Annotated in this window: 23 protein-coding genes and 1 riboswitch; of the genes, 18 read left to right on the forward strand and 5 right to left on the reverse strand. The window is 35.6% G+C overall.

What is annotated here, in order from left to right; translation table 11 throughout:
• Nucleotides 1-182: 182 nt before the first annotated feature.
• The 6 genes from SHYC_RS03470 (at nucleotide 183) to SHYC_RS03495 (ending at nucleotide 6,338) form a co-directional block, all read left to right on the forward strand.
• Nucleotides 183-881 (forward strand): FadR/GntR family transcriptional regulator, encoded by a 699-nt coding sequence (locus SHYC_RS03470; protein WP_039644554.1) that lies wholly within the window; start codon nucleotides 183-185, stop codon nucleotides 879-881.
• A 164-nt stretch (nucleotides 882-1,045) separates the two neighbouring features.
• A complete protein-coding gene (gene manA / locus SHYC_RS03475; RefSeq protein ID WP_039644557.1) occupies nucleotides 1,046-1,984 on the forward strand; it encodes a mannose-6-phosphate isomerase, class I in 939 nt (312 codons plus the stop codon).
• Between the two features lie 25 nt (nucleotides 1,985-2,009).
• Nucleotides 2,010-2,243, forward strand: a complete 234-nt coding sequence (locus tag SHYC_RS03480) for a hypothetical protein (RefSeq protein ID WP_039644558.1) — start codon at nucleotides 2,010-2,012, stop codon at nucleotides 2,241-2,243.
• A gap of 49 nt (nucleotides 2,244-2,292) precedes the next feature.
• Entirely contained in the window at nucleotides 2,293-3,660 is a 1,368-nt protein-coding gene (locus SHYC_RS03485; protein WP_039644561.1) for an EVE domain-containing protein, read from the forward strand.
• A gap of 714 nt (nucleotides 3,661-4,374) precedes the next feature.
• Entirely contained in the window at nucleotides 4,375-5,802 is a 1,428-nt protein-coding gene (gene nhaC, locus SHYC_RS03490) for a Na+/H+ antiporter NhaC (RefSeq protein ID WP_039644563.1), read from the forward strand.
• Between the two features lie 110 nt (nucleotides 5,803-5,912).
• Entirely contained in the window at nucleotides 5,913-6,338 is a 426-nt protein-coding gene (locus SHYC_RS03495; RefSeq protein ID WP_039644565.1) for a thiol-disulfide oxidoreductase DCC family protein, read from the forward strand.
• A 130-nt stretch (nucleotides 6,339-6,468) separates the two neighbouring features.
• On the opposite strand, the gene deoD is transcribed toward SHYC_RS03495, so the two are convergent.
• Nucleotides 6,469-7,179 carry a purine-nucleoside phosphorylase gene (deoD, locus tag SHYC_RS03500; RefSeq protein ID WP_039644566.1) on the reverse strand — a complete coding sequence of 237 codons (711 nt, stop codon included), beginning with the start codon at nucleotides 7,177-7,179 and terminating at the stop codon, nucleotides 6,469-6,471.
• A 205-nt stretch (nucleotides 7,180-7,384) separates the two neighbouring features.
• On the opposite strand from deoD, the gene SHYC_RS03505 reads away from it, so the two are divergent.
• A complete protein-coding gene (locus SHYC_RS03505; RefSeq protein ID WP_039644569.1) occupies nucleotides 7,385-8,686 on the forward strand; it encodes a pyrimidine-nucleoside phosphorylase in 1,302 nt (433 codons plus the stop codon).
• Nucleotides 8,687-8,695: 9 nt separating this feature from the next.
• Nucleotides 8,696-9,049, forward strand: coding sequence for a DoxX family protein (locus SHYC_RS03510; protein ID WP_039644571.1), 354 nt, complete (start codon nucleotides 8,696-8,698; stop codon nucleotides 9,047-9,049).
• A gap of 305 nt (nucleotides 9,050-9,354) precedes the next feature.
• Here the strand turns inward: SHYC_RS03510 and SHYC_RS03515 are convergent, their stop codons facing one another.
• Complete coding sequence (locus SHYC_RS03515; RefSeq protein WP_039644573.1) at nucleotides 9,355-9,825, reverse strand: S-ribosylhomocysteine lyase; 471 nt, start codon at nucleotides 9,823-9,825, stop codon at nucleotides 9,355-9,357.
• Between the two features lie 577 nt (nucleotides 9,826-10,402).
• Nucleotides 10,403-10,513, forward strand: a riboswitch (SAM riboswitch).
• Between the two features lie 63 nt (nucleotides 10,514-10,576).
• On the opposite strand from SHYC_RS03515, the gene SHYC_RS03520 reads away from it, so the two are divergent.
• From SHYC_RS03520 to SHYC_RS03530, 3 genes are all read left to right on the forward strand, one after another.
• The gene (locus SHYC_RS03520; protein ID WP_052257799.1) at nucleotides 10,577-11,797 is read left to right on the forward strand and encodes a M20 family metallopeptidase; all 1,221 of its coding nucleotides are present in this window, start codon (nucleotides 10,577-10,579) and stop codon (nucleotides 11,795-11,797) included.
• Nucleotides 11,798-12,979, forward strand: coding sequence for an L-aspartate--L-methionine ligase LdmS (gene ldmS, locus SHYC_RS03525; RefSeq protein ID WP_039644577.1), 1,182 nt, complete (start codon nucleotides 11,798-11,800; stop codon nucleotides 12,977-12,979).
• A 166-nt stretch (nucleotides 12,980-13,145) separates the two neighbouring features.
• Nucleotides 13,146-13,817: a DUF2750 domain-containing protein gene (locus SHYC_RS03530; protein ID WP_039644578.1), complete on the forward strand. Its 672-nt coding sequence runs from the start codon at nucleotides 13,146-13,148 to the stop codon at nucleotides 13,815-13,817.
• Nucleotides 13,818-13,941: 124 nt separating this feature from the next.
• Here the strand turns inward: SHYC_RS03530 and coaW are convergent, their stop codons facing one another.
• Nucleotides 13,942-14,739 carry a type II pantothenate kinase gene (coaW, locus tag SHYC_RS03535; RefSeq protein ID WP_039644580.1) on the reverse strand — a complete coding sequence of 266 codons (798 nt, stop codon included), beginning with the start codon at nucleotides 14,737-14,739 and terminating at the stop codon, nucleotides 13,942-13,944.
• Between the two features lie 113 nt (nucleotides 14,740-14,852).
• Between coaW and SHYC_RS03540 the strand changes: the two genes are divergently transcribed.
• Nucleotides 14,853-15,221 carry a VOC family protein gene (locus SHYC_RS03540; RefSeq protein ID WP_039644582.1) on the forward strand — a complete coding sequence of 123 codons (369 nt, stop codon included), beginning with the start codon at nucleotides 14,853-14,855 and terminating at the stop codon, nucleotides 15,219-15,221.
• 89 nt (nucleotides 15,222-15,310) lie between these two features.
• Here SHYC_RS03540 and SHYC_RS03545 read toward each other — a convergent pair whose 3' ends face one another.
• Nucleotides 15,311-16,909, reverse strand: coding sequence for a BCCT family transporter (locus SHYC_RS03545; protein WP_039644584.1), 1,599 nt, complete (start codon nucleotides 16,907-16,909; stop codon nucleotides 15,311-15,313).
• Between the two features lie 88 nt (nucleotides 16,910-16,997).
• Between SHYC_RS03545 and SHYC_RS03550 the strand changes: the two genes are divergently transcribed.
• The 3 genes from SHYC_RS03550 to SHYC_RS03560 all read left to right on the forward strand — a co-directional run bounded on the left by SHYC_RS03550 (nucleotide 16,998) and on the right by SHYC_RS03560 (nucleotide 20,494).
• Nucleotides 16,998-17,858, forward strand: coding sequence for a GNAT family N-acetyltransferase (locus SHYC_RS03550; protein WP_039644586.1), 861 nt, complete (start codon nucleotides 16,998-17,000; stop codon nucleotides 17,856-17,858).
• A gap of 155 nt (nucleotides 17,859-18,013) precedes the next feature.
• The gene (gene rpoE / locus SHYC_RS03555) at nucleotides 18,014-18,544 is read left to right on the forward strand and encodes a DNA-directed RNA polymerase subunit delta (RefSeq protein WP_039644588.1); all 531 of its coding nucleotides are present in this window, start codon (nucleotides 18,014-18,016) and stop codon (nucleotides 18,542-18,544) included.
• Between the two features lie 342 nt (nucleotides 18,545-18,886).
• Nucleotides 18,887-20,494, forward strand: a complete 1,608-nt coding sequence (locus tag SHYC_RS03560) for a CTP synthase (protein WP_039644590.1) — start codon at nucleotides 18,887-18,889, stop codon at nucleotides 20,492-20,494.
• Between the two features lie 164 nt (nucleotides 20,495-20,658).
• Here SHYC_RS03560 and SHYC_RS03565 read toward each other — a convergent pair whose 3' ends face one another.
• The gene (locus tag SHYC_RS03565) at nucleotides 20,659-21,180 is read right to left on the reverse strand and encodes a DUF2529 family protein (RefSeq protein ID WP_039644592.1); all 522 of its coding nucleotides are present in this window, start codon (nucleotides 21,178-21,180) and stop codon (nucleotides 20,659-20,661) included.
• Between the two features lie 215 nt (nucleotides 21,181-21,395).
• Between SHYC_RS03565 and fdaB the strand changes: the two genes are divergently transcribed.
• The 3 genes from fdaB to SHYC_RS03580 all read left to right on the forward strand — a co-directional run bounded on the left by fdaB (nucleotide 21,396) and on the right by SHYC_RS03580 (nucleotide 24,249).
• Nucleotides 21,396-22,268, forward strand: a complete 873-nt coding sequence (gene fdaB / locus SHYC_RS03570; RefSeq protein ID WP_039644594.1) for a class IIb fructose-bisphosphate aldolase FdaB — start codon at nucleotides 21,396-21,398, stop codon at nucleotides 22,266-22,268.
• A 325-nt stretch (nucleotides 22,269-22,593) separates the two neighbouring features.
• Nucleotides 22,594-23,859 (forward strand): UDP-N-acetylglucosamine 1-carboxyvinyltransferase, encoded by a 1,266-nt coding sequence (locus tag SHYC_RS03575; RefSeq protein WP_039644596.1) that lies wholly within the window; start codon nucleotides 22,594-22,596, stop codon nucleotides 23,857-23,859.
• A gap of 45 nt (nucleotides 23,860-23,904) precedes the next feature.
• Nucleotides 23,905-24,249, forward strand: a complete 345-nt coding sequence (locus tag SHYC_RS03580) for a winged helix-turn-helix transcriptional regulator (protein WP_039644597.1) — start codon at nucleotides 23,905-23,907, stop codon at nucleotides 24,247-24,249.
• Nucleotides 24,250-24,252 lie beyond the last annotated feature (3 nt).

Here is a 24,252-nt window from a genome sequence, read left to right on the forward strand (position 1 = left end):
CAAAATATATTGATTTTGAAAATCAATATGGTAAATATAGTTTATTTTTATTGTAAACCAACTTAAGAAGTCTGGGTATCTTTTTTTATCGTAATTATATGGATTGATTGAATGATTTGAATTGAATTTCTTGAGCGTGAAAGACTATATTTTGTTAAAATAAACGAGAGGTGAGATGGGGGATGAAGATTTCAAGCCAAAAGATTTATGAGCAAATTGCAAATGACTTAATTGATCAAATTGATGAGGGGAAGTTACAAGAAGGTGAACGGCTTCCTTCAATTCAAGCGCTTTCTAAAACGTATGGTGTCAGCAATGCGTCTATGAGAGAAGCGCTTAACGCGTTACGCATGATTGGTTTGATAGAAATCAAACATGGATATGGAACATTTGTGAAACAAAAGCATCCATTGTTGTTTGATTTTAACGATCAAACTTTGACGCAAAAACGTGTGAAAGATATATTAGAACTTCGTGAAGCAGTTGAAGTTAAAACAGCAAGTCTTGCTTCTACACGGCGAACAAATGCTGATTTAGAAGAAATGCAACATGCATTAAGTGAGATGGCGCGTGCAATTAAAAATGATACATCTGGTGAGGAAGCGGATTTAAAGTTTCACCTTGCAATAGCGCGCGCGTCGGGTAATCAGTATTTGTATGATCTATTAAATAATATCGCTGATAAAATTCAACAAACGATGAAGGGTACGCGTCATATTTATTTATATAGTCGCCAAAAACGCATGGAAAAACTTTTTAATGAGCATACTGCCATATTTGACGCCATTACACATCAAAATGAATCATTAGCAGCACAAAAAATGATAGATCATTTACAAGAAGTACGCTTAACATTAGTTGAGAATTATATTGTCGAATAACAAAGTTAATCACAGTGTGCAAACGGGAAGCGATGATAATGTCATTTTCTATGACGATACCTAGGCACGCTGTTTTTAATTGTGATACAATCACTTTATAACTAAGCTTGTATTTAATGGAAGATACATAGAAAACTACATATAGAATGCGAGGTGGTATCCCCATGCCTTTAATATTAAAACCAGTTTTCCAAGAACGTCTTTGGGGAGGCACAAACTTAACACAATTTGGTTATGATTTACCTAACGATCATATAGGTGAAGTCTGGGGGATTTCTGCACATCCTCATGGCGCAAATGAAATTCTTAATGGGCCATATAAAGGGATGACTTTGGATGATGTATGGGCTGAGCACCCAAAACTATTCGGTGAATTTCCGACAAAAAAGTTCCCGTTGCTTACTAAAATTTTAGATGCGACACAAAAATTATCTGTTCAAGTACATCCAGATGATACATTTGCATACGAGTTTGAAAATGGAGAATACGGTAAAACGGAATGTTGGTATATTTTAGATGCGAAGCCAGGTGCTGAAATCATTTATGGCACGCATGCTCAAACGAAAGAAGAATTAGAAACGTTACTTGATACACGCCGTTTTGATGATCTTTTTAAACGTGTCCCAGTAAAAGCAGGGGATTTCTTTTTTGTACCAGCTGGAACAGTCCACGGTATCGGAGAAGGAATTATGATATTAGAAACACAACAATCTTCAGATACAACTTATCGTATTTATGACTATGATCGTCGGGATCAACAAGGGCAGTTAAGACCACTTCATATTGAAAAAAGTAAATCAGTGATTCGATACGGTGATGAAAGTCCAAATGTATTACCAACGACAGAGGTTATTGAGACTCATAAACGAACAACGTTTGTGCAAAACCATTTCTTTACAGTAGTAAAATGGGATATCGACGGTACTCTAAACTATATGAAACCCCGTGAATTCGTCTTAGTTTCTGTTTTAGAAGGCCAAGGTGACTTAATTGCGGACGGGGAAATTTATCCAATTCAAAAAGGGAGCCATTTTATTTTAACAGCTGAAGATTTGGATAATGTATTTGAAGGTCAGCTCACGCTCATGATTAGTTACGTATAAGTATTAAAAGGCGGTGCATTTTAAAATGAAAATAGGGTTATATATCGCTTTAATATGCGGTTTAATCTCAGGAGCGACAATTTTTTTTAATGCACCATTATTTCCTTCATTTGTATTTCCTGTCATTATAGGATTAATTGGCATCATTGCGACACTTTGGACGTTGCCTAATCCGAATATTAGTGGCATGTTAAAGCTTGGGGGAATTATGGTGAATTTATTTCCTGTTATCGTCGGTATTGTAACGTTAACACAATAAAAAATAAAATGAACGTATAAAAAATCAAATGGAGGAGAACACAATCGCCATGACAGCAGAAACTAATTACTTTTGGCTGAACTGTGGGTATAACCGTTGGAACCACCACGAACCTTTAGTCGGTCAAACCGCTGTATTTGAATCAGGAGCGCAATTTAATCCTTCGCAAGGATATCGCGCGTTTAAACAAGCTAAGGTCGGTGATAAGGTTATCTTTTATCAAGTTCAAACCGATGCTGGCTTACTTGGGTGGGGTGAAATAACAAATGTCGTTACCGGAGCTCAGAATAAAATTCACGTTCAGTTTAAGTTTAACGAAACTTTTAAACCTTTAACTACGGAGTATTTAAAACGAAGTGAAACGTTAGAATTTCGTATGAGCCATATGAAGGAATCTTTATTTAATAAAATTTCATATGATGAATTTGAATTAATTAAAGGGCTCGGAACTGGAGAGGTGAGTGTACCACGTTATTTCTATATGGCAGAAACTACCTCGTTTGAACCCGATGAAACATATGTGATATACACACATAATGTTAATGGCATTAAACGAAATGGTTACCACAATTATACGCAACTAGAAGTTGGCGATCAAATTGTGATTTATAACCGATTTAGTAACCAATCTGTCATTGGTCGAGCAGAAGTATCTCATCATATTCATACACGTCCCCCTGAAGCAGGACGAACTAATAGTACAGCCATCGAAATTCGTTACATTGAAGATATTCAACCCGTGAGTTTAATGACATTAAATAAACATCCGAAATTAAAGAATTTATATTTCCTTCAAGAAAACGCTAAACAAGCAATTGCTGGCCTTACACCGACACAATTTGAAGCGATAATGGAAATGAGTAAAAATGGTGGTATGAAAGGTCAGTTTGAAACAGTGGGTCAAGTGACGAATGAAGGTGCAAGTGATGAGGTGAAACCATTTATCCTTTTACTCGCTCAAGATAAAGCAGAGGGGCTAAAGGCTGCAGAATCGTTAGTAGAAAAAGCCAACGCCACACCTGTTATGACGACAGGACATCCTGATTTTTCAGAAGAAATGTTATACGGCCGTTACTTGCCTAATGAGACAGGGGCGATGTATTACCGTGAAGGGTTTATCACTGAACTTATGCCGAAATCTGACCGTCATTACCTGGTTATTGATCAATTTGAACGTATTGACCCTGATATATTTCAAATGTTCATTAATGTGTTAGAAGGATATGAAATGACATTGCCTAGGTACCAAAGAGATGGCAGCATGGTGAAATGGAGTTTAAATAAAGACTCATATTACTATTTTAATCCTAATTGGCATATTGTTGGTGTCACATACTTAACACCGCAAGAAATAAAAGAACATTATTCCGCTCAGTTTTTAAAATATACACGAATAATACAAGTGAAACAACCTTAGTAGATATGAATACTACATTTTTAAATCATGTTTGAAATTTGGTTTTAAAAATGTATACGACAGATGTCTCGAGGCTCAGACAAAGCTAAAAAAACAACAAAGTTCATGGTTAAGTGAATTTTGTTGTTTTTTTTCTTTCTAAATCCATTTAGCCAATAAAGATAACAATAGTATGAAATTAAAATGATTATATTGATTAATGCGTAGGCAAGGACTACTGAGGTGTTAAACAGAATCTGATTAGTTATTTGGAGTGCGTGATAAAACTAAGGAATTAGGTGTTCTATCATATAAGGCGTGAACTAACTGAAGAAGGAATGCGCTTTTAAAACTTTTTGTACGGATTTATGATGCCTAAATCCTTTATGGATCGTTTGGGTTTACCTTGGAAATAGTCACTAATGGTACGCCAAGGTTTAGGAAGGGAGAGAAAAGCATATCTATGGCAACAATCTAAGATGGTAATTCCATTGTTTTTTCATATCCCTTTTTATGCATACCTTAAAAATACGAAAGCTTAAATAATAGAATGTTTGGGTTATTCGCATTGTTTCAATTTAATTTTTAATAGTGGGGAAAAACCTATAAGAATCTGTAATCATAGTGATTTGTTTTTTTATGCTTAAACGGGTTGAAGCGGTTCTTAGAAAATAGTATGATATGCGTAAACGTTTTCAATTTTCAGATAACATCAACTAAGGGAGAGGGATAAAAATGAATAAGGAAACAATTAAGCGACCGATTAGCGTGTGGTATGCCTTGTTAACACTTGCTGCTATGATTGGGGCTATGCTTTATACAGTAGTCGAACTTGAGCAAGCGCCGCATATTCCATTACTTATTGGAACATGTGTGGCAATCATCATCACGATGTGTCACGGGTATAAATGGGAAGAAGTGGAAGAAATGATGTATAAGGGGATACGTCATGCGCTTCCGGCAGTTGTCATTATTATGTTGGTTGGTCTTATTATAGGTGCTTGGATTGGTAGTGGCATCGTGGCTGCGATGATTTATTATGGTTTAAAATTAATTTCGCCAACATATTTCTTGTCGGTAGTGTGTATTATATGTGGTATTGTTGCTTTAGCGATTGGTAGTAGCTGGTCTACAATGGCTACAGTAGGTGTTGCATCTATGGGGATTGGAATTAGTATGGGTTTGTCACCGGGAATGGTTGCTGGTGCAGTTATATCTGGTGCATATTTCGGTGATAAAATGAGTCCTTTGTCTGATACTACCAATTTAGCCTCAGGACTGACAAATGTGGACTTATTTGAACATATACGCCATATGTTTTATACGACAATACCCGGTTTGATTATTAGTTTAATTGTATTTTTTATTCTAGGACAAATGTATGGCAGTGATCATCTGAATCAAGGCCGCATAGACAATATTATGAATGCGATTGACAAAGCGTTTATTATTTCGCCTTGGTTACTTATTGTACCACTTATCGTCATTATTATTGTTGCATTAAAAGTACCTGCATTACCAGCGATTGTAGTAGGAATTATTCTCGGGTTTTTTGTCCAAATTTTTGTCCAAGGTGATGCCCTAGTAACAGCAGTTACAGCTTTACAAACGGGGTATGAAATTGATTCTGGTAATAAAACCATTGATGAATTGTTTAATCGAGGTGGTTTAGAATCAATGTTCTACACGATTTCTTTAACGCTAGTAGCGATGACATTCGGCGGTCTATTGGAATACTCAGGCATGCTTAAAGCGTTAATTAGTGTAGTCCTGAAAGTTGCTAAAAATACTGGTTCGCTTATTGCATCAGTGATCGTATCATGCTTTGGCACAAACCTCACATGTTCAGAACAATATATTTCAATTATCGTACCTTCGCGCATGTATGTTTCTACATTTATTGATAAAGGATTGCATCCTAAAAATCTTTCACGTGCGTTAGAAGATGGGGGAACGTTAACATCAGTGTTTGTACCATGGAATACATGCGGCGTTTTTATTGCATCAACATTAAGTGTTTCAGTTGCTGAATATGCACCTTTTGCCGTTTTGAATATTATCGTACCAATCATTTCGATTATCTATGGCTTTGTCGGTTTTAAAATTGTCAAATTATCAAAAGAAGAACAAGCTTATTTTAAACAACAGGAATCACTGGCATAATATCAACTTAAAGACAGCTTAATCTTGTGATACATAGAGGCATTTCGTTTTAAATTCTTATTGAATGACTTTACAATTATATATAAATACTTAATTGAGAGGTGATATGAATGCCTATCGTGTATTATGATGATCGTTGTATATATTGTTACAATTATGTGATTTGGTTAATTCGCCATGGTTTACCTAGAAATTATCAGTTTGTGCCTTTAAAAAGTGATGTTAGTAAACAGTTACAACAGGAACATCCAGAAGTGTTGCGTTATAATAGTGTGATTTTGCAAGAAGGGTCTTCATTGTATTACCAATCCACAGCCATTGTTAAATTAATTTATCAATTAAAACAATTTAAATGGTTAGCGATTGCCGTTTGGTTGATTCCTAAACCACTACGTAATTTGGGGTACCATTTGTTTGCTGAGAACCGCGATCGCATGTGGCGTACTACTTGGGCAAAGATCCGTGATACGGAAAGAAGTTACTTTATCGGAGAACAGTATGTCGATGTTAAAGGGTTAGCAAAACATTCTAATTAACGTGTGAATATACAAAAGTGTAAAGTTGTCACAAGTTTAAACGGTGTACCGTTTAAATAAAAGTATAATAACAGCCTTCAAAATTTATTTTGAAGGCTGTTTATTCGTATATAAGAAAATACTTTTATAATTATTCTGCGATTTCTAATGCGACTTCCATCATTTGTGTGAATGAATTTTGTCGCTCTTCAGCTGTAGTTGCTTCGTCTCTTAATAAATGGTCACTTACAGTAAAGATACCGAGTGCTTTTTTACCAGCTTTAATGGCATTTAAGTATAAACCTGCTGACTCCATTTCGACACCTAAAATCCCCATATCAATCCACTTTTGGTTAAAGTTTTCATTCGCATTATAGAATGTATCTGAGGATAAAATATTACCTACATGTGTTGTTGCGCCAATTTTATCAGCTGCTTCTTTTGCTTTAACAATTAAATCAAAGTCTGCAAGTGGCGCGAAATTACCAGGAAATTGGAATTGATCAACGAAATTAGAGTTTGTTGAAGCACCTTGACCAATAATAATATCATACAAATTCACGTGTTCTTGCATTGCTCCACATGAACCAATACGAATGATTGTGTCGACATCAAAGAAGTTATAAAGTTCATAAGAGTATATACCAATACTAGGAATACCCATTCCGGAGCCCATTACGGACACTTCTTTCCCTTTATAAGTTCCTGTGTAACCAAACATATTTCGTACATCGTTAAATTGCTCAACATTTTCTAAGAAATTTTCAGCAATAAATTTAGCACGTAGTGGATCACCAGGCATTAAAACTGTTTTTGCTATTTTTTTACCATTTGGTTGAATATGTGGTGTGCCTTTTGTCATCGAAAGCAACTCCTTTTATTTTTATTAATAGTATCCTTTTAAACATAACAGATTGTAGCTTAAATGTCGATGATTGCCATGTTTGTCAGACCCGTGACAGTCTCTGTTTTTTCAGTATAAATGACATGTCTTTAATTTATAGAATGGAATATATCGTGTATAATAAGTATGGAATATATTATAAAAAAGAGAAGAGGGATTGGCCATGAGAATGGTGGATATGATTTCAAAAAAACGTGATGGACATGCATTAACGTCTGATGAAATTAAGTTTATTATTGACGGTTATACTAAAGGGGAGATTCCTGACTATCAAATGTCGAGTCTAGCCATGGCAATCTATTTCCAAGATATGACTGACGAAGAGCGCGCGGCTTTAACAATGGCTATGGTAGAATCAGGAGATCAAATTGATTTATCTGACATTGAAGGTGTAAAAGTTGATAAGCATTCTACGGGTGGCGTAGGTGATACAACTACTTTAGTATTAGCACCACTAGTTGCTGCTTTAGATATACCTGTCGCGAAAATGAGCGGTCGTGGCTTAGGTCATACGGGCGGTACAATTGATAAATTAGAAGCAGTTGAAGGTTTTCACGTTGAAATTTCTGAAGAAGAATTTATTAAACTCGTTAATGAAGCTAAAATTGCTGTAATAGGTCAAACTGGTAATCTCACGCCAGCTGACAAAAAGATTTATGCATTGCGAGATGTCACTGGTACAGTAAACTCCATTCCATTGATTGCGTCATCCATTATGAGTAAAAAAATTGCTGCTGGTGCTGACGCCATTGTACTTGACGTTAAAACGGGTAAAGGTGCATTTATGCAGACAGTTGAAGATGCAGAGGCTTTAGCGCATGCGATGGTTAAAATTGGTAACCAAGTCGGTCGTCAAACGATGGCGATTATTTCAGATATGAACCAACCTTTAGGTCTAGGTATTGGGAATGCACTAGAGCTAAAAGAAGCTATTGATACGTTGAAAGGGAATGGACCTGAAGATTTAACAGAACTCGTATTAACACTGGGTGCACAAATGGTAGTGTTAGCTAAAAAAGCAGAAACATTAGAAGAAGCACGCGAAAAATTACAAGCAGTGATTGATAACGGTGCTGCCATTGAAAAGTTCAAAACTTTCTTAAGTAATCAGGGTGGGGATGCTTCTGTTGTAGATGATCCATCAAAACTTCCGACAGCAAAATATACATTTGATTTACCGGCAAAAACGTCAGGTGTCGTATCTGAAATGGTGGCAAATGAAATCGGTATTGCTTCAATGATGTTAGGTGCAGGTCGTCAAACGAAAGAAGACGATATTGATTTAGCTGTAGGCCTTGTGCTTCATAAAAAAATAGGGGACAAGGTTGAAGAAGGGGAATCTTTATTAACAATTCACGCGAACCAAGAGGATGTTGAAGCGGTTAAACAGAAATTATATGACAATATTACGATTTCTGATTCTGCTGAAACACCAAAGCTTATTTATAAAATCATTACAGAGTAGTGATTCATCATGAAACAATTTCAACGCGTGATATTTGGTATTTTATTCGTGACTATTGGCATATTACACTTTACGCATGAAACAACATTTCGGAAAATTGTGCCTTACTATTTACCGTTTCGTAAATTAGCAGTGTTCGTGACAGGCGTGTTTGAAATCATTTTCGGTGTTACCTTATTACTACGGCGCCCTGGTTATATATTTAAACATATCATCATTGCATTTTTATGGGCAGTTTTACCGGCGAATATTTATATGGCGCGACGCATCGATGAGATAGAAGGCATGCAATTACCTAAACCATTATTGTATTTACGAATACCCTTACAGTTTCACTTAATGAAATTGATTCGTGACTTATAAATATAAGAAATAGGCCTCGGACACAGTATGAAGCAAAAACATCCAACAACATTCATGAGTACATGACCGTTGTTGGATGTTATTTATGTTTATTAGTACATTTAGTCTTTATGCTGGATTTAAAATATCATTTTGACTGATATCCTAAATCCTTTAGATTGTTTTAAAACTTCCTCAAATTACGAAATCAAGCTTCTTCACATTGGAACGGGTTTGATTTTCGGATAGGACCGCATTATAAAATGAAAAGCAAGTTTAGCTCTTAAGCCTGCTTTAATGGTGTAACAAGCTTAACCAACGTTATATTAATTACCGTCCCCATACACATCATGCCATTGATCGCGCTTATCCAAAAATGCTTGAGCGATGACTTTAGCATCTTCTAATGAATGGCTTGCTGCCCAACCACATTGGACTTCGTTACAAGCTGGCACTTCCGTGGCATTTAACACATCTTGAATTGTATTTTCAATGATGTTTAATACGTCACCATAATCTTTATGATTGATAAAAGAAACATAAAAACCTGTTTGACATCCCATTGGACTTAAATCTACAACTTTATCAGAATGATTTCGGATATTTTCTGCCATTAAATGTTCTAAACTGTGTAACCCTGGCATATCCATATGTTCTTTATTCGGTTGTTTGAATCGAATATCATATTTGTATATGTCATCTCCGTTATCACCTTGCATTTTACCAGCTAGTCGCACATATGGTGCAACGACTTTAGTGTGATCTAAATTAAAACTTTCTACGTTCATTTTCGGCATATTGTCATCCTCCTTTATTGATTTCATTTTAACATATCTTTCAACGTATTAAAGTCGGACGCTTACTAAATTTGTCAGGTTAAAAATAAGTATTGTATGGACAATTTTATATGTAAATTGTTGTGTTGTTTTAGATATGTAGATAGCCATAATATTAATATGGGTGACTGTTTCAACCTCGATTTTTAAGGGTACTCCCTTAACACGAGCACATGACCCATATCTCTATGCCTTCATTGCACCATACATACAGACGTTAGGAATATCAGGCGTTAACGCTTCAAAAACCTATAACTTTCATGAAGGGCATGATTTAAAACGTGTATAACGTTTAAAAGCACATCGTCAATACAGATTTCAATGTGCGCTATATACATTTTAGTTAAGCTTTATACCATAGAAGTCAAAATTAAAGGCTCGCTTTAAAGGGCAACTTTATATCATCAGGGTTAATCTTATTTTTATATAAAGCAGTGCTATGGCGCTACTTCAGCTAAATCCCGAAAAATTGTGAAAATAATGAAAATAGCATGACAAATGAGCGGATTTCCGATAAAATGAGTAATAATTAAATCAAAATTTATCAAGAGTGGTGGAGGGAATTGGCCCTACGAAGCCCTGCAACCTCATCGATAATCGATAAAGGTGCGAAATCCAACAATAGTGGAAGACTATTGATAGATAAATGACATACAAATGGTTATCAACGTTTGATGTACGACTATTAATAGGAGAACATTGTACATCACGTATGATAACTTTTTGTTTTTTGAAGGGAGATTTTACTTTGGTTTCAGTGAGACAACGCATATTAGATTATATTGATAATCATCGATTACATTATTTAGACATGAGTCATCAAATACATGATCGACCAGAATTGGGGAATGAGGAATTATTTGCCTCACGATTACTCATAGATCATTTATCTGAACATGGTTTTAATATTCAAAAAGATATTGCGGGACATTCGACGGGCTTTATTGCCTCATATGATGCTGATGCACCAGGACCAGCAATTGGATTTTTAGCAGAGTATGATGCACTACCAGGTTTAGGTCATGCATGTGGTCATAACATTATTGGAACCGCAAGTGTCCTTGCAGGGATAGCGCTTAAACAAGTGGTTGACGAACTCGGGGGGAGCGTCGTAATTTTTGGTTGTCCTGCTGAAGAAGGGGGCGAAAATGGTAGTGCCAAGGCGTCTTATGTCAAAGAGGGACTTTTTGATGACATCGATGTGGCGCTAATGATTCATCCGGGGAATGAAACGTATCCTACGATTCATACGCTTGCTGTAGACGTATTAGATATTCAATTTTACGGTAAAAGTGCACATGCATCAGAAAATGCACATGATGCCAAGAATGCTTTAGATGCGATGTTAAGTTTTTTCAATGGTATTGCACAGTTAAGACAACATATTCGAAAATCAGAACGTGTCCATGGTGTTATTTTAGATGGCGGTAAAGCCGCAAATATTATACCTGACTATACCCATGCACGATTTTACACAAGGGCGACAACAAGAAAATCACTTGATATATTAACGGAGCGTGTGCATCGTATTGCCAAAGGGGCAGCGATTCAAACTGGGTGTGATTATGAGTTTGGACCAATACAAAATGGGGTAAACGAATTTATCAAATCACCCGAACTTGATGCACTATTTGAACGTTATGCTATTGAATTAGGAGAAGAAGTCAGTCATGACGACTTTGGATATGGTTCGACGGATACGGGAAATGTGAGTCATGTGATTCCGACAATTCATCCACATATTAAAATTGGCCCGCGTAGTTTAGTCGGTCACACGCATCGATTTAGAGAAGCAGCAGCGAGTCCTATGGGTGATAAAGCATTGATAAAAGGGGCGAAAATTATTGCATTGATGGGTGCCAATTTATTACAAGATGATGAATTATTATCGACAATTCAAAAGGAACATCAATTATTAAGGGAGAAATTATAAATGACTGACCATCCACGTTTAAAATTGGGAGACTTATACGATGATGATATTGTTTACACAGCACGCCCTTCATATATTTCAAATCCTTGGTTAGAACCAGACGAACACCAGTCAAATTTTTTAACGGGAAGAGAATTATTAATTGCTGATATGCCAGTAATCGTGCATGAAGCAAGTGTAACAGATAAATTACAAAGACTATTTGAATATGTGAATCAAACAATACCTACAAATATATATACATTTAAAGATAAAGAAAGTTATGAGCACTTGTTACACCATTTAACGGTAGAGAATCATCATCGCATATACACACAATACGTTCATGGTGAAAACCTCATTGACAATTCACGGTATGCGATGGACAAACAAATGTTTATTGATTTAAATACGAAATCAAAAATTCCAGAATGGACTGGAGGCAAATATCTACCAAAAAGAGAGGTCGTTGAGATCCATACACTGCATGATGCGTTAAAACATTGGTCATTGCCGCTTGTATTAAAACCAGGGGATGATTTACCAACTGCAGGTGGATATGGGGTTATGATTTGTTATACGCAACATGATTTAGACCAAGCTGTTAAAAGAATTGAGAACGCTCAAGATGAAACTCAATCCATCATTATTGAACAATGTGTTGAAGCGACAGATAATTATTGTGTCCAATATGCAATACACCCTGAAAATGGCATCATCTATTTAGGGTCTGCGAAACAACTTACAAATAAATATGGGTTTTATAATGGCAATATTAATGCTATACAAGTACCACAATCTGTAATTGATGCTGGATATCACATCATGAAAATGGGTGTGGATAAAGGATTTGTCGGTATTGCGGGATTTGATTTACTTGTAGATAACGATGAACACATTTATGCCATTGATTTGAATTTTAGACAAAACGGCTCGACAAGTATGCTATTGCTCGATGATGTTTTATCTGGAAAACATCATAAATTTTATAGTTATGTTTCTAAAGGGGAGAGACAACAATTTTTTAAAGCCATTGAAAAGTATGTTCAACAAGGTGTTCTTTATCCGTTAGCATATTATGACGGTGATTATTATAAAGAACACGACGTAAGTTCACGTTTTGCTGGGATTTGGCATGCAGATTGTCTTGAACAAATAGATACACTTGAACAAGCATTTCTTAAAGAGGCTGGTTTAAAGTAAAAGGTTTCATATTTATTATGATATGCGCATAAAAGCATATATTTTAGTTTTATTCACCAATAATGAAGGGGGCTTCTTCTATTATTTTGTGCCTTTGTCGCATTGACGAAATGTAGACAGTAGTTTATATTCAACGTAAAGAGCTCATTTAGAGAGGGAGAAAAAGATGTCGTATAAAAATGAACGTTTTTACAAAGATATTCTGACAAATGAGCAATTTTTTATCGCTGTTAAAGATAAAAAAATTGTGAAGCATTTGCATAATGGTAAACAATTATTTTGTTTTTGGACGAGAGAGAGTTTTGCGAAAGCTTATCTTGAAAATCTAAATGTGGAATTTGATAAAATTAAAGCTATGGATATCGACCGTTTTACGACGTATGAATTGGACGATATGTTTGATGATGAAGACGAAGCGGTAGTTAACGTGACGATTGATGCAGAAGGGCATGAAATTAAAATTTTATCAGCATTTAATGATATTATGACGGACATGGATCGTTTGCGCATTCGTGAATTTGTAGAAGACGTATCTAAAACCGACACGGTATATGGCTTGACGCGTCAAGGTACCAAACAATTCATGGTCGTAAGTGATGAAAATGATAATTTTGAGCAATCGCATTTTATGCCAGTATGGAGTTTAAGTCAGCGTGCGAAGCGTGTAGCCGAAGAAGACTTTGAAACGTTAGAACTTATCGACGTTGAAGGTGAAGTGTTTTCTGAATGGTTGGATGAATTGCGAGATGACAACCGATATGTCGCAATTGATTTAAAACCTGGTGTGGTCGGCACTATTGTAAGTGCTCAAAAATTAGCAAATGAATTAACATTTTAATATGGCAAACGTATTGGAATATACAGGTCCATAAAGTAGAAAAGCCTTTAACATTCATCTTTAAATGAACGTTAAAGGCTTTTAACGTGACGTGATTTTCTGTTGGACAAATATAAAACTAAAATTATAAATATAATGCGCCAAGAGCGCCTGAGAACGCACCGTTATTTAAATAATGAGGTGTGAAACCACGAAGAATTGTGTAATCTGTAACGACTTTTTGTAATAATGGATTATTGTGGAAAGATGAGCCGATATAGACAACATCACTTGCGCCATGTTCTCTTGCAACGTGAATGGATACTGTCGTGACACTTTCGCCGACTACACCAATTAAAGATGCTAATTTATCAGCAGATGTAAACGTTTTATCTAAATTTAATAACACGTGTCCAAAATTTGCGGCAGTGAGTTCACCGGAAATAGGGGGTGTATCATTTTTATAAATATGTTTCACTTTTAAGTCAATAATGTCACGATTACCTTGTTGGGCGAGATCAGTAAGCTGAGTGTAGTCTTTAATTTCAGTTAGTAAGTACCCTAAACCTCTGATCATACCACCACCAGTACCTATTCCCCCCACACGTTGTTGGCCGTTGGCATCTGCGAGATGAATTGATGTTCCTGTACCCACATTAGTGAAAATATATCGATCTAAATCAATGCCCTGCTCTTTTAATAAAAGGTCAACACCTTTATCTGCAGCATCAAATTCAATAAATTGTTTAGCGTCACAGTGTAGTAAATCATTTAATACTTTGGCATTGCCACCCGTTATACAAATATTTGAACACGCTTGTTCATTTAACCAATTTGCTACGTTCTGTATATCTGTTGTTAGACGTGTTTGGTAAGTACGTTGACCTTGCGCTTCAATCACAATTTTAATAAGCGTACCACCAGCGTCGATTCCGATTCGCATCGCTTGTTCACCTCAAAATTATTGTTTATCACCACTATATACTATATGATAATCACAAAAATACAAGTTTAAATTTTAATTTTAATTTTAAGACGTATTGGGAGATGATTTAAATGAAGTTAAGTCCATATATTTTAGTTGAAGATGTAAAAGAAGCATTACATTTTTATCACCATATATTTGGTGGAGAAATGATTCAGTTAAATGAACATCAAGGAAAGTTGCTTCATGCAGAATTGAAAATTCAAGCTGATGTGGTTTTACATTTATCAGACACGTACGGTAAAGCTAATCAAAACGATGGAAATCAAATTTTATTAACGTTTGATCATCCGGAGACGCAACGACGTATATATGATGCATTAAGTGAACAAGGTAATCCACATATGTCCTTAAACAAAACATTTTTCAATGCGATTCATGGGCAAGTTAAAGACCGATACGGTGTGAATTGGTTAATGAATTGTTTTGTAAAAGAATAATCAAATAAACACAAAGAAGCCATCAACAGTCTGTTAAATGTTGATGGCATTTTAATGAAATCAAGTAACAAGGTGCGCATGTATCGGTATTACATTTCGTTATCTCGTTCTCGCTCTTCTATAGTACGAGAAAAGTCTTTTTCATCATCAATATGTGTCATTTGGAAATGTTTCGTATGTTCACGCCTTAATGCGTTCATGAGTGCAAAAATCATCAGTAGTAAAATAATGGAGAATGGGAGACCCGTAACGACGGAAGCCGTTTGTAAACTTGTTAAACCACCAGCTACTGTTAATGCTACTGAAATCGCACCTATGAGAATACCCCAAACCATTTTGTGTTTGCGTTTAGGATTTTCAACGCCACCTGTTGCCATGCCGGATACAATATGTGTGGTTGAATCTGCACTTGTTACAATAAACGTAAAGATAAGAATGATGGCTAAAGCACTTGTCACTTCATATAAAGGGAATTTACTCAGTAATTCGAAAAGCGCAACAGTGTAGTCTTTGTCTACAACATGTTCGATACCATCTTTTTTTTGAAGTGCATAATGAATTGCTGTACCACCAAAGCCTGCAATCCAAGTAAATGAAATCATTGGCGGAATGATTAATACACCAACTACAAATTCACGTATTGTTCTTCCTCTCGAAACACGTGCTACAAATCCGCCGATGAATGGAGACCAAGAGATGACCCATGCCCAATAGAATACTGTCCATTTTTGAATCCATGAATTGTCACCCGTATATGGATCCATACGTAAACTATATTGAACAAAGTGGGAAATGTAATCACCAAGGGATACCGTGAATGTTTCCACGATAAAACGTAAATCTCCAACTATAAATATAAAAATAAGTAAAATAGTACCAATTATTATATTTAAATTACTTAACCATTTAACACCGCGATTAAGACCAGATAAAGCGGATCCTAAAAAGATACATGTCATAATTAACGTTATGATTATTAACGTAACATTCGTATTGGGAACATGAAACACATGATTTAAACCGCCGGCAATTTGTAAAATTCCAAGACCGATAGATGTTGCTATACCCATTACTGTGGCGATAATTGCTAAAATGTCAATAATATTTCTGAAAGGGCGTTTATAGGTTTCTCCGAAAACGGGCTCCATTGCGGTAGAGATAAGACCGTCACGTTGTTTTCTAAATTGGAAGTAAGCGACAATTAATCCACTCATCGCAAAAATAGACCATTGTGAAATGCCCCAGTGGAAAAATGTATAGCCCATGGCTAAACGTGCAGACTCTGCCGTTTGTCCTTTGGTATTTGAAAACGGAGAATGCAAGTAATGTGTGAGAGGTTCAGCTACACCCCAGAATACAATACCAACCCCTAAGCCTGCAGAGAATAACATGCCTATCCATGAAATAAACGAGAATTCAGGTTCTTCATCGTCATGACCTAATTTAAAACGACCATAACGAGAGAGGGCGAGAAAGATTAAAAACAAGTCTAAAACAAAGACGATAATTAAAAAGAGCCAGCCAAAATTTAAAGCAATTGCATTATATGTATTTTGTGCATAAAATCCAAATCCTTTTGGAAACAAGGCTGCAAGTAAAGTAAATAACAAGATAATTGAAAAAGAGACGATATAAACAAAATTTCGATTCTTTTTCTTTTTGGTTAAAGTAGGTTTAGGTTTTTTCATAATATCCCCTTTCAAGTTTGAAAAATCAGAAAATAGTGTATAGTTATAAATGCGAAAACCATATTAAATAAAGGAATGAATATTCAAAATGATAAAAAGTAAACGCTTTGATGATATTACTATACATTTGTATGAAGAGCAATACCGTGATGCACTTTATGCGTTCAAACTTAGCGAACGTCAGCGCACTTATTCTTCATTACCCAAAGAAGTACTGGATGATGCACTAAATGATCCGAATCGAGAGGCCAATGTTGTACTTAATAAAGATGGGGACGTAGTTGGATTTTTCGTGTTACATCAACATTATCAACATGAAGGGTATGATACGCCAGAAGAAGTCGTATATATACGTTCGCTATCAATTAATGAACATTTTCAAGGGCATGGTTATGGTACAAAAATAATGATGAATCTTCCTGAATATGTACAAAGTGTTTTTCCGGATTTTGGACATTTGTTCCTTGTAGTAGATGCAGAAAATGAAGCGGCATGGAACGTCTATGAGCGTGCAGGATTTATGCATACAGCGACTAAAGAAGAAGGTCCTATTGGAAAAGAACGTCTTTATTATTTAGATTTAAGTTCAAAATACGTTTCTTCTTTAAAATTAAGTCGTAGTGACCAATCTGATTTAGGACCAGTTGATATCATCGATTTAACGCTTAATGATGAAAAAGTAGGCTTTTTAGCCATTGAACAATTTCAAACGCGGTTGATTATTCGGGCAGTTCTTGTGGAAGATGAACATCGTGAATCTGGTATTGCTCAAAATGCATTGCGACAATTATCAACATATGTGCGCCAAAAATATGACAATATCGATGTCATTGAAGTGATGTTATTTGGTTCAACTAATACACTTAAACCATTGTTTCAAAAAAGTAATTTTGTAGAAGCAATCGTCACTGAAAATTATACGATGTTTGAAAAATATATTAACTACTAAATAAATTGGTCACATTTCAAAAAAACCTATTGCTAAACATTGCGTTATATTCAAGACTCATTTATAATCAATGTTTGTTATAGTATATTATATAAGAAGACAAGATGTCTTTAAAATGTAGGAGTAACGTGAATCTTTGAAAGGAAGATGTGCCAATGAAATTACAAGATTACACACAAGAAATGGTTGATGAAAAAGCGTTTATTGATATGGCATATACGCTTTTAACTGAAAAGAATGAAACAATGAATCTTTATGATATTATTGATGAATTTAAGCAAATCGGTCATTATGAAGACGATCAAATTGAAAATCGCGTCGTTCAATTTTATACAGACTTAAACACTGATGGTCGATTTTTAAGTGTCGGTGACAACGTTTGGGGATTACGCGATTGGTATTCCGTTGATGATATAGAAGAAAAGATCGCACCAACGATTCAAAAGTTTGAAATTCTTGATGAAGATGATGAAGAAGATAAGAACTTGAAATTGCTTGGTGAAGATGACAATGACGGTGATGACAATATCCCTAGTGTGACAGAAGACCAAGAAGAACTTAACGACCCTGAAGATGAGCGTGTAGAAGATGAAATCGAAGAATCTGACTTAGTCGTTGAAGATGATGAAGAAGAGTTGGATGAAGCTTATGAAGATGATGAGGATCTTTTAGACGAGGAAGAATAATACAGGCCATCCCATTCAATAGGTCCTTATTGTTTACAATTCTTTAAGTGATACATGATAAAATGTAAAATCGACATAAAGTTTATTGACTTTTTATGACAACATGATAGAATTTTATTCGGGCTCCTTTAAATAGGACAATGAAAAAACGCATACGTCAATAGAGATATACGTACTTGTTACGTAACGATATAAATGACGTTCATTTGTTCCCCCCTTACATGAAATGATTGTGAGAGGGGACTTTTTTATTTTATAGATTAATGTAACAACATGTTTACTGTTTGAAATGGATTTACCCCTTAGTAAATGCATCTGATATGAAATGAGGAGGAAATACACATGACAAAATTTATTTTTGTGACTGGTGGTGTTGTATCATCATTAGGTAAAGGTATTACTGCAGCATCATTAGGACGTCTTTTGAAAGACCGTGGATTATCTGTAACGATTCAGAAGTTTGATCCATATTTAAATGTTGATCCAGGAACAATGAGCCCATACCAACATGGGGAAGTATTCGTGACGGATGATGGCGCGGAGACAGATCTAGATTTAGGTCATTACGAGCGTTTTATTGATATCAATTTAAATAAATATTCAAATGTTACTGCAGGAAAAGTCTATTCGCATGTACTTAAGAAAGAACGTCGTGGAGATTATCTTGGAGGAACCGTTCAAGTTATTCCTCATATTACAAATGAGATTAAATCTAGATTACTTTTAGCAGGGGAAAGTACGAATGCAGACGTAGTAATTACTGAAATTGGTGGAACAACGGGTGACATCGAATCACTACCATTCATTGAAGCAATTCGTCAAATTCGCAGTGACCTAGGCCGTGAAAATGTAATGTATGTTCATTGTACATTATTGCCTTATATTAAAGCGGCAGGTGAAATGAAGACAAAACCAACGCAACATAGTGTTAAAGAGTTGCGTGGTCTAGGAATTCAGCCTGATTTAATTGTCGTACGTAGCGAATATGAAATGAGTCAGGAATTAAAAGACAAAATTGCTTTATTCTGTGATATTGATAAGAAGAGTGTTATTGAATGTCGTGATGCGGAATCTCTATATGAAATCCCTTTACAATTAAGCCGCCAAGATATGGACGATATCGTCATCAATCGCTTAGGATTAAAAGCACAATACGATACACAGCTTGACGAATGGAACCATTTGATTAATGTTGTTAACAATTTAGAAGGTAAAGTAACGATTGCTTTAGTCGGTAAATATGTAGCATTACAAGACGCATATTTATCTGTTGCGGAAGCTTTGAAACATGCTGGATACCCATATATGAAAGATATCGATATTAGATGGATTGATTCTAGTGAAGTGACAGATGAAAATGCAGACAGTTATTTCCATGATGTAGATGGTATTTTAGTTCCTGGTGGATTCGGATTCCGAGCAAGTGAAGGTAAAATATCAGCGATTAAATACGCACGTGAACATCACGTACCATTCTTTGGTATTTGTTTAGGTATGCAATTAGCAACGGTTGAATATGCCCGTCACGTGGTTGGCTTAACAGATGCGCATTCTGCAGAATTAGATCCTAATACGCCATACCCTGTGATTGACTTATTGCCTGAACAAAAAGATATTGAAGACTTAGGTGGTACGTTACGTTTAGGTTTATATCCATGTACGATTAAAGCAGGCACACTGGCTGAACGTATTTATGGCGAAAGTGATATTCAAGAACGTCATCGTCACCGTTATGAGTTTAATAATGAATATCGTGAAAAATTAGAAGAAGCAGGCATGATTTTCTCGGGTACAAGCCCTGATGGACGTTTAGTTGAAATGGTCGAAATTGAAGATCATCCATTCTTCCTCGCGTGTCAATTCCACCCAGAATTTTTATCGCGTCCAAATCGTCCACAGCCAATCTTTAAATCATTTATTGAAGCGGCAATTAAACAACAAACTAAATAATGATTAACGCGAGGGGCTAGTCGTAAAAACACCTCACGTTAATTCATATATAAAAACACTTTCGTTAAAAATTCTTTTTAGTAAGAATTTGACGAAAGTGTTTTATTTTATCCAATGGTATTAAATCAATTCTTTAAATAAATAGCGCGTGCTAATCATGTAGTTTATAAATCTAAATCACGAATCATTTCAATCATTTGTATATAAATTTCATAGTAAATAAAGTTCATAGCAATATTGTGAGGTGTAACTACCTTATCATAGTCTTCTGTCATGACAATAGCGCGTGGCGTAGATAAATTTATAAAATGAATCAAATGTTCAGGAATGACATACGATTTAGATGGATTAGTGATTAAGACTACTTCGTGTTGCGCGTCTAATAAATACTCCAAATCTTTAGTAAGGTCATCTGTAATATAAGGGCTAAATAGTAATATGCGGTCAGTGCTATCTAATTCAGAAAAAGAAGTTAAGTCATCTAGTGCCAAACTTGAGGCTAATTTTTCTTCACTTGTTAATATATAGTTTTCAAACCATTTGAGGTCATTGTAGCCTTTGACATAAACATGTCCTTCACCGCCAATTGCTTGAATGAGACATTGTGCTGCCATTTGAATATCTAATTCCTGTTCATTTAATCGGTTAAAAATGCCTGTTAATTGAGTGGCTAACATTTTTGACATTTTAGAGCCTCCATTCACTTAAATCATTGTGTATAATTTTAATTAACATTTTAAAGAATATCAACAAAATATTTTAGAAGTAAAATGGTGGCGCTTTCATTGACGAAATGGTGAAATAATCCCATTTTATCACGATTCCTTATGCATTTTGAGCACAATTTTGCTATAATATGAATATAAATTTATGTGCGTTACGCACTCAAGGAGGAACTTTCATGCCTTTAGTTTCAATGAAAGAAATGTTAATCGACGCAAAAGAAAATGGTTATGCGGTAGGTCAATACAACCTCAATAACTTAGAATTCACACAAGCTATTTTACAAGCTTCTCAAGAAGAGAATGCACCTGTAATCTTAGGTGTGTCAGAAGGTGCTGCACGTTACATGGGCGGTTTCTATACAGTAGTTAAAATGGTTGAAGGTTTAATGCACGACTACAATATTACAATCCCAGTAGCGATTCACTTAGACCACGGTTCAAGCTTTGAAAAATGTAAAGAGGCAATTGATGCTGGATTTACATCAGTAATGATTGACGCATCACATGAACCATACGAAGATAACGTTAAAGTCACTTCAAAAGTTGTTGAATACGCACATGCACGCGGTGTATCGGTAGAAGCTGAATTAGGAACAGTGGGTGGTCAAGAAGATGATGTTGTGGCTGACGGCGTCATTTATGCTGATCCAATCGAATGTCAAAATTTAGTTAAAGATACAGGTATTGATACATTAGCACCTGCACTGGGTTCTGTTCATGGTCCTTACAAAGGTTTACCAAACTTAGGATTTAAAGAAATGGAAGAAATCGGTGCATCTACTGGTCTTCCACTTGTATTACATGGTGGTACAGGTATCCCAACTGACGACATTAAAAAAGCGATTTCTTTCGGTACTGCTAAAATCAATGTAAACACTGAAAACCAAATTGCTTCAGCGAAACGTGTTCGTGAAGTTTTAGATGCTGATAAAGAAGTTTACGACCCACGTAAATATTTAGGACCAGCACGTGAAGCGATTAAAGAAACTGTTATTGGTAAAATTAGAGAATTTGGTACTTCTAACAAAGCAGATAACATTAAAGGTTAATGATTAAATAGACATATATTAAAAAAGCTGAGACGCATGTGTTGTCTCAGCTTTTTTAATGGGTATAAACGTATAAATGGCAATTTATATTGTATGTTTTGAATTTGAAACCAACAAAATTTTTATAATATGGTACTTTTTTAATAAACTTGTGTAATCATTCATTGTTCAATGGTAAAATGAAAATTAATTCCAATATTTTTAAGACGATAGTAAGTGCATTGAATGATGATGACGATTTTGCATTTTGAAAAATTTTACATTATAATGCCTATATTATGATATTTTATGGAGAAATTGAGCAAGGGAAAAGGAGTTCAATCACATGGCGCAAGAAGTAATTAAAATTAAAGGTGGCCAAACGCTTAAAGGTAAAGTTGAAATAAGTGGTGCTAAAAATAGCTCTGTGGCAATTATTCCTGCTACAATATTGGCTGAAGAACCAGTCACGTTAGACGGGTTACCTAAAATTTCAGATGTGGAAACATTAGTGAGTTTACTTGAGGATCTTAACATCAAAACTGAATTGAATGACACAACGTTACATGTTGATCCTACTGAGATACGAAACGCTGCTTTACCTAATAATAAGGTGGAGTCTTTACGTGCATCCTATTATATGATGGGGGCATTGCTTGGCCGCTTCAAAAAATGTGTTATTGGTCTTCCGGGGGGATGTCCATTAGGTCCTAGACCGATTGATCAGCATATCAAAGGTTTTAAAGCATTGGGAGCTAAAATTGATGAGTCAAGCACCACATCAATGAAAATCGAGGCTGAACGTCTCGTTGGTGCGAACATATATTTAGATATTGTAAGTGTTGGTGCAACTATTAACATCATGTTGGCGGCTTCACGTGCTGAAGGTCAAACCATAATTGAAAATGCCGCTAAAGAACCCGAAGTAGTCGATGTTGCGAACTTCTTAAACAGTATGGGAGCGAGAGTTACTGGCGCTGGGACGAGCTCCATTAAAATCGTTGGCGTTCCTCATTTACACGGTAGTCGACACAGTATCATTCCTGACCGCATTGAAGCGGGGACATATATGTGTATAGCTGCTGCGAGTGGTGAACAAGTTGTTATTGATAATATCATTCCAAAACATGTTGAGCCGCTAACAGTGAAACTTAAAGAACTAGGTGTAAAAATTGATGTTGGCGATGACTTTATGGTGGTTCAAAGTAGACATCCATACAAAAGCGTTGATATTAAAACATTAGTGTATCCTGGATTTGCCACTGATTTACAACAACCGATTACGCCATTACTTTTCTTAGCTGAAGGACCAAGTTTTGTTAAAGAAACTATTTATCCAGAGCGCTTTAAACATGTACCTGAACTACAAAAAATGAATGGTGCAATTAATGCGGATCTGGGTACGGCAACAATCAAACCTTCCCAATTAAAAGGTGCAGAAGTTTATGCAAGTGATTTACGTGCAGGCGCATGTTTAATTGTCGCAGGATTAATTGCTGAAGGAGAAACAACGATTTATAATGTCAAACATATTTATAGAGGGTATACAGATATTGTAAGTACATTAAAACAACTAGGTGCTAATATTTGGACAGAATCCATTGATGCTTAATCTATAAAATATTGGACTTACAAGTATTGTTAAGAGGTGAGAGCCGTGGAAGTTTGTCCGTATTTACAAGAAACATTTAAAATTTTAGGGCGCAGTTGGAATGGGCTGATTTTACATTATTTATCGACATGTTCAGAGCATAAGGCACATTTTTCACAACTGCAAAGAGATTTACAACCCATTACTAATCGTGCACTATCAATAAAACTCACTGAACTTGCTGAGCGAGGACTTGTGACTAAACAAGTTATATCAGAAACACCGCCCTCAGTGTGTTACCATTTAACGCAAAAAGGTATCGATTTAGCGCATGCATTAAAACCACTTGAAGATTGGGCTCATCATCATGTGACACTAGAAGATCACAATAAGACCCATACACTTAAATGATTG

Source organism: Staphylococcus hyicus (assembly GCF_000816085.1).
Lineage (GTDB): Bacteria > Bacillota > Bacilli > Staphylococcales > Staphylococcaceae > Staphylococcus > Staphylococcus hyicus.

Coding starts and splice junctions, on each gene's coding strand:
- SHYC_RS03470 (WP_039644554.1), top strand. CDS start 183: ATGAAGATTTCAAGCCAAAAGATTTATGAGCAAATTGCAAATGACTTA.
- manA (WP_039644557.1), top strand. CDS start 1,046: ATGCCTTTAATATTAAAACCAGTTTTCCAAGAACGTCTTTGGGGAGGC.
- SHYC_RS03480 (WP_039644558.1), top strand. CDS start 2,010: ATGAAAATAGGGTTATATATCGCTTTAATATGCGGTTTAATCTCAGGA.
- SHYC_RS03485 (WP_039644561.1), top strand. CDS start 2,293: ATGACAGCAGAAACTAATTACTTTTGGCTGAACTGTGGGTATAACCGT.
- nhaC (WP_039644563.1), top strand. CDS start 4,375: ATGAATAAGGAAACAATTAAGCGACCGATTAGCGTGTGGTATGCCTTG.
- SHYC_RS03495 (WP_039644565.1), top strand. CDS start 5,913: ATGCCTATCGTGTATTATGATGATCGTTGTATATATTGTTACAATTAT.
- deoD (WP_039644566.1), bottom strand. CDS start 7,179: ATGACAAAAGGCACACCACATATTCAACCAAATGGTAAAAAAATAGCA.
- SHYC_RS03505 (WP_039644569.1), top strand. CDS start 7,385: ATGAGAATGGTGGATATGATTTCAAAAAAACGTGATGGACATGCATTA.
- SHYC_RS03510 (WP_039644571.1), top strand. CDS start 8,696: ATGAAACAATTTCAACGCGTGATATTTGGTATTTTATTCGTGACTATT.
- SHYC_RS03515 (WP_039644573.1), bottom strand. CDS start 9,825: ATGCCGAAAATGAACGTAGAAAGTTTTAATTTAGATCACACTAAAGTC.
- SHYC_RS03520 (WP_052257799.1), top strand. CDS start 10,577: ATGATAACTTTTTGTTTTTTGAAGGGAGATTTTACTTTGGTTTCAGTG.
- ldmS (WP_039644577.1), top strand. CDS start 11,798: ATGACTGACCATCCACGTTTAAAATTGGGAGACTTATACGATGATGAT.
- SHYC_RS03530 (WP_039644578.1), top strand. CDS start 13,146: ATGTCGTATAAAAATGAACGTTTTTACAAAGATATTCTGACAAATGAG.
- coaW (WP_039644580.1), bottom strand. CDS start 14,739: ATGCGAATCGGAATCGACGCTGGTGGTACGCTTATTAAAATTGTGATT.
- SHYC_RS03540 (WP_039644582.1), top strand. CDS start 14,853: ATGAAGTTAAGTCCATATATTTTAGTTGAAGATGTAAAAGAAGCATTA.
- SHYC_RS03545 (WP_039644584.1), bottom strand. CDS start 16,909: ATGAAAAAACCTAAACCTACTTTAACCAAAAAGAAAAAGAATCGAAAT.
- SHYC_RS03550 (WP_039644586.1), top strand. CDS start 16,998: ATGATAAAAAGTAAACGCTTTGATGATATTACTATACATTTGTATGAA.
- rpoE (WP_039644588.1), top strand. CDS start 18,014: ATGAAATTACAAGATTACACACAAGAAATGGTTGATGAAAAAGCGTTT.
- SHYC_RS03560 (WP_039644590.1), top strand. CDS start 18,887: ATGACAAAATTTATTTTTGTGACTGGTGGTGTTGTATCATCATTAGGT.
- SHYC_RS03565 (WP_039644592.1), bottom strand. CDS start 21,180: ATGTCAAAAATGTTAGCCACTCAATTAACAGGCATTTTTAACCGATTA.
- fdaB (WP_039644594.1), top strand. CDS start 21,396: ATGCCTTTAGTTTCAATGAAAGAAATGTTAATCGACGCAAAAGAAAAT.
- SHYC_RS03575 (WP_039644596.1), top strand. CDS start 22,594: ATGGCGCAAGAAGTAATTAAAATTAAAGGTGGCCAAACGCTTAAAGGT.